Raw genomic sequence first — 4218 nt, 5'->3', positions numbered from 1 at the left:
TGGCTCGCTCATGGTTGCGCAGACGGTTGTTTCGGAGGGGCCGTATGCGTTGATCATGTGTCGTCCGGTGGACCAGCGTTCGACGGTGTCGGGGTCGCAGGCTTCGCCGGCTACGACGAGTGTCATGGAGGCCGGGATGTGTGTGGGGTCCAGGACGCTGAGGGCGGTGGGTGGGAGTGTGCAGTGGGTGACGCCCGCGCTGGTCAGGACTTCGGTCAGGGTGTCGCCGGGGGTGAGGGTCTGTGCGTCGGCTATGACGAGTGCGCCGCCGGTGAGCAGGGCGGTGAAGATTTCGGAGGCGGCGGCGTCGAAACTCGGTGACGCGAACTGCAGGACGCGGCTTCCCGTGCCGATCCGCCACTGCCTGCTCTGTGCGAGGGCGAGATTCACCAGGCCCGCGTGGTGGGTCATCACGCCCTTGGGCACACCTGTCGATCCCGAGGTGTAGATGACGTATGCCGGGTGGGCGGGGTCGGGTGTGGTGGCGTCGAGCCCGGTTGCCCGGGTCCGGAGGGTGAGGGTGGGGTCGTCGAGGCAGAGGGTGGGGGTGCCGTCGCTCCAGAGGTGCTGGGTGGTGGTGTGGGTCAGGACGAGGGCGGGCCGGGCGTCCTCGATCATGAAGCGCACCCGCTCCACCGGATACTCCACGTCAACCGGCAGATACGCCGCCCCCGCCTTGAGTACCGCCAGCACGGCCACTATCAGTTCCGGCGATCGCGGTATGGCCAGAGCGACCAACCGCTCCGGGCCTGCACCCCGTTCCTCGAGCAGCCGCGCCAGTCGGTCCGCGCGCGCGTTCAACTCGCCGTAGGAGTACACCGTGCTGCCGTCCGCCGACAGCACCGCAGCGGCGTCCGGGGCCTCGGCAACTCGCCTTTCGAACAGGGACGATGCCGTGCCCTCCGGCACTGCTGCCACCGGACCACGATCCCACACCCCCACCACACGCTCACGCTCGTCAGCGGTCAGCAGGTCGACCGAACCGATCCGCTGATCCGCGTGGGCGTCTGCCATTCGCTCGATGAAGAGCAGAAAACGCGCGGCGTGAGCCTCGAGTTCCTCCGGGCTGTACATGTGGTCGTTCGCATCGAAATACACCTCGATTCCGCCTTCTCGAGCGCCTTCGTGGAAGGCGACGGAGAAGTCGTCGGTGTAGCGCTGCGACAGGCTGCTGGCTTTTGCTGGGTGGCCGCCGAAGTGGATGTCGTAGTCGAACGCCATGACATTGACGACGGGACCGTAAGGGAGGCTTTCCTGCGGCATCCTGAGTTCGTGCCGTAGATCCTCCATGCGATACCGGCTGTGCCGCGAAGCGCGGGTCGTCTGGGCCCAGACCTGCTTCACCAGTTTGGACAGCGGCAGTTCGGGTCGCACGGTGATATGCAACGGGACCACATTGACCGTCATACCCGGCGTATTGCGCTCGACCTCGTCCAGGCGGCCGGATACGGGAAGGCCGATGGATATGGCGTTCTCTCCGGTCATGCCGCCGACATAAGCGGCCGTTGCGGCGACCGCCCATACCGACCAGCTGACGCCGAGTCGGGCGGCGGCGGCACGCAGCTGATCCGAAAGGTCCGCACTGAGCGCGACCCGCTTGCGAAGGATTCTCTCCGGTCTGCGGTAGGGACGGCCCGAGAGACTTACCGGGGACGGTGCATCGCGCAGACGCTTGAGCCAGAACCGGCGGTCGGCTTCGTACTCGTCCGAGGCGCGATAACTTCGCTCATGCTCCAGCAGATTGCGAAACGAAGGAAGCGGAGTGCCACTGTCCGGACGGTTCGCCACCATGTCCGAGTAGACCTGTGCGGTGCGCCGGGTGATCAGCGCGGAGCTCCAGGCGTCCATGATGACGTGATGGTAACGACTATACAAAATATGCAGGTCACGGCCGACCGTGAGCAATGCGGGCGCGCACAGCGGAGCGTGCCTGAGGTCGAACGTGATGTCCATGTCCGACTGCATCCAGGCTTCGGCCGACGCGTTCGGATCAGGGTCGCCGGTGAAATCCAGACGGCGCACAGGAATGTGGGAGGAGCCGAGGGCTTGAAGTGGCCCGTCCGGGCCCTCCGTAATGACGAGCCGCAGTGCCTCTGCTTCTGCGAGGACAATCCGGTGGGCTTCCTCGAGAATATCCGAATCAACCGGACCGTGGATCTCGACACGTTCGCCGACGTTGTAGACCGAGCCCCCGGGTCCCAGGGAAGCGGCGAACCAGACTCCCAATTGGGCGGCCGTTAACGGCCATTGTTTTTCCACCCGTTCCGGCACTCCAGGCCCTCCGTAGCGACTTGTTCCCCACCCCGGTCACTCGCCGGACGCCTGCATGGTTACACATAGTTCCGCGTCGCGGCACACAGTTCCGCACCCGGTTTCAGTGTGGCACCCGAGGCCCTGTGGGAGGGCAGCCTCGAGCGTGTTGCACGCGTCACAATCCGAGCCGAATCCGCTCTTCCCACACAGCGTCAGAACCCCCTCTGAGCTGGGCTGTTGGAGCCTACTCGCAGAGATCAGGGGTGACAGGACCCGGCAACTGTAGTAGCGTCCGAGCGGGTTCGTCGCCATGTGGCGCGGGAAGTGCTTTCCCCGCCGGGAGAGCGGCGGTCTCGAATCACTTTCTCGGGGGAGATCTAGTCGGCATGTCAGGCTTATTGGCGGTTTGTTGTCCGTTGCGGACTGGGCGAACCAGCCGATCTGACGCCCCTTCCGAGTCCCTTGCATGCCGATGGCATGCAACTCGGACTTTCCTTTGTGCGCGACTGCGCAAGAAGTCTGTGACCGGCGCGTGCTGCAGGGAAATGAAGCGTCCTCCGCGGTCCTTCAAGGCGTCGCGGAAGTCGGCAGCCTGCCGGCTGCGGCCCGGTTCCGGTGAAGTGGCCGCGCAGCGTCCCGGCACCGGCCCGACACGAATAGCGCATGAGTACGAAGGGTGGATCAGCCATGTCGCATGAGCTAGAGGACGTCTGGCCGCTGTCACCACTGCAGGAAGGGCTGGTCTACCACTCCCTTCTCGACGGTGAAGGGCCGGATGTCTACGCCGTACAGCTGATCCTGGACTTCGAGGGCGCTGTGGACGCCGGAGCCCTGCGCGCTGCCGGTCAGGCACTCCTCGACCGCCATGCGAACCTGCGGGCCGCGTTCTGGGTCGACGACCTCGACCAGCCGGTCCAGGTCGTCGCCCGCGACGTCGAGCTGCCGTGGGAGGAGATCGATCTCTCGCACCTGCCCGTCGCGGAAACCGAAGCCGAACTCCGGGTGTTCGCCGATGCGGAGCGGGCCCGGCGGTTCGATCTCGACCGCCCGCCGCTGCTGCGCATGGCGCTGATCAGACACCGGGACGGTGAAGGCGCGGCCGGGGCCGACCGCAGCCGACTGGTCATCACCCAGCACCATGTGCTCGTCGACGGTTGGTCGTCGCCCCTGATGGTGCGTGAACTGCTCGCCCTGTACGACGCCAAGGGCGACGACAGCGACCTTCCTCCCGTCACTCCCTACCGGGAGTACCTGGTCTGGCTCTCCGAGCAGGACCGCGATGGCGCACGCGAAGCCTGGACCACCGCGCTCGCCGGTGCGGAGCCGACCCTGCTGTCCACCCCGGCTGCCGCCCCGGTCTTGGACGGCGCAGCGCCGGTGCCGGCCTTGCCGGAGCGCTTCGTCACGCATGCGTGGTCTTCGGAGCCGTGGTCTCGGGGCGGACGCCTGAGATCCCCGGCATCGAGAGCATGATCGGCCTGTTCATCAACACCGTTCCGGTCCGGGTACGGGTAAATGCCGGGGACACGTTGGCCGACCTGGCCGTGCGCCTCCACGACGAGCAGGGTGCGCTGCTGCCGCACCAGCACCTGGGCCTCACGGAGATCCAGCGGGCGGCCGGCCTCGGTGAGGCGTTCGACACGGTCGTGGCCGTGGAAAACTTCCCCGCCGACCGTGACGCCTCCGCCGACCGCCGGACAGCCGGTCTCGAGATCAGGGCCACGGAAGGCCGTGACGCCACCCACTATCCACTGAGCCTGGCTGTCGCCCCCGGCGACGTGCTCAAGCTGCGCCTGGACTACCGCACGGACCGCTTCGACCACGACACCGTGTCCGCCCTTGCCGACCGTTTGGTCCGGCTCTTGTCGGTTGTGGCTGAGGACGCGGATCAGCCGGTTGGTTCGGTTGGTCTGCTGGGCGCTGACGAGCGTGAGCGTGTGGTGGGGGTGTGGGGTCGTGGTCCGG

General features: G+C 66.6%; 3 protein-coding genes. 2 read left to right on the top strand and 1 reads right to left on the bottom strand.

Annotation, left to right across the window (positions count from 1 at the left end):
• The coding region (locus IO24_RS0139805; RefSeq protein ID WP_031144727.1) for a non-ribosomal peptide synthetase at window positions 1–2271 on the bottom strand (2271 nt) is incomplete at its 3' end.
• 669 nt (window positions 2272–2940) lie between these two features.
• Here IO24_RS0139805 and IO24_RS0139800 point away from each other — a divergent pair.
• Both IO24_RS0139800 and IO24_RS41715 read left to right on the top strand, forming a co-directional pair.
• Window positions 2941–3726, top strand: coding sequence for a condensation domain-containing protein (locus IO24_RS0139800; RefSeq protein ID WP_031144725.1), 786 nt, complete (start codon window positions 2941–2943; stop codon window positions 3724–3726).
• Window positions 3723–4218: condensation domain-containing protein (locus IO24_RS41715; protein WP_244310234.1), on the top strand; the 496-nt coding region annotated here is incomplete at its 3' end. The genes IO24_RS0139800 and IO24_RS41715, both read left to right, overlap by 4 nt.

This window comes from Streptomyces flavovariabilis (genome assembly GCF_000725785.1).
GTDB classification, from domain to species: domain Bacteria; phylum Actinomycetota; class Actinomycetes; order Streptomycetales; family Streptomycetaceae; genus Streptomyces; species Streptomyces hawaiiensis.
This window is presented reverse-complemented; position numbering and strand designations above follow the sequence as displayed.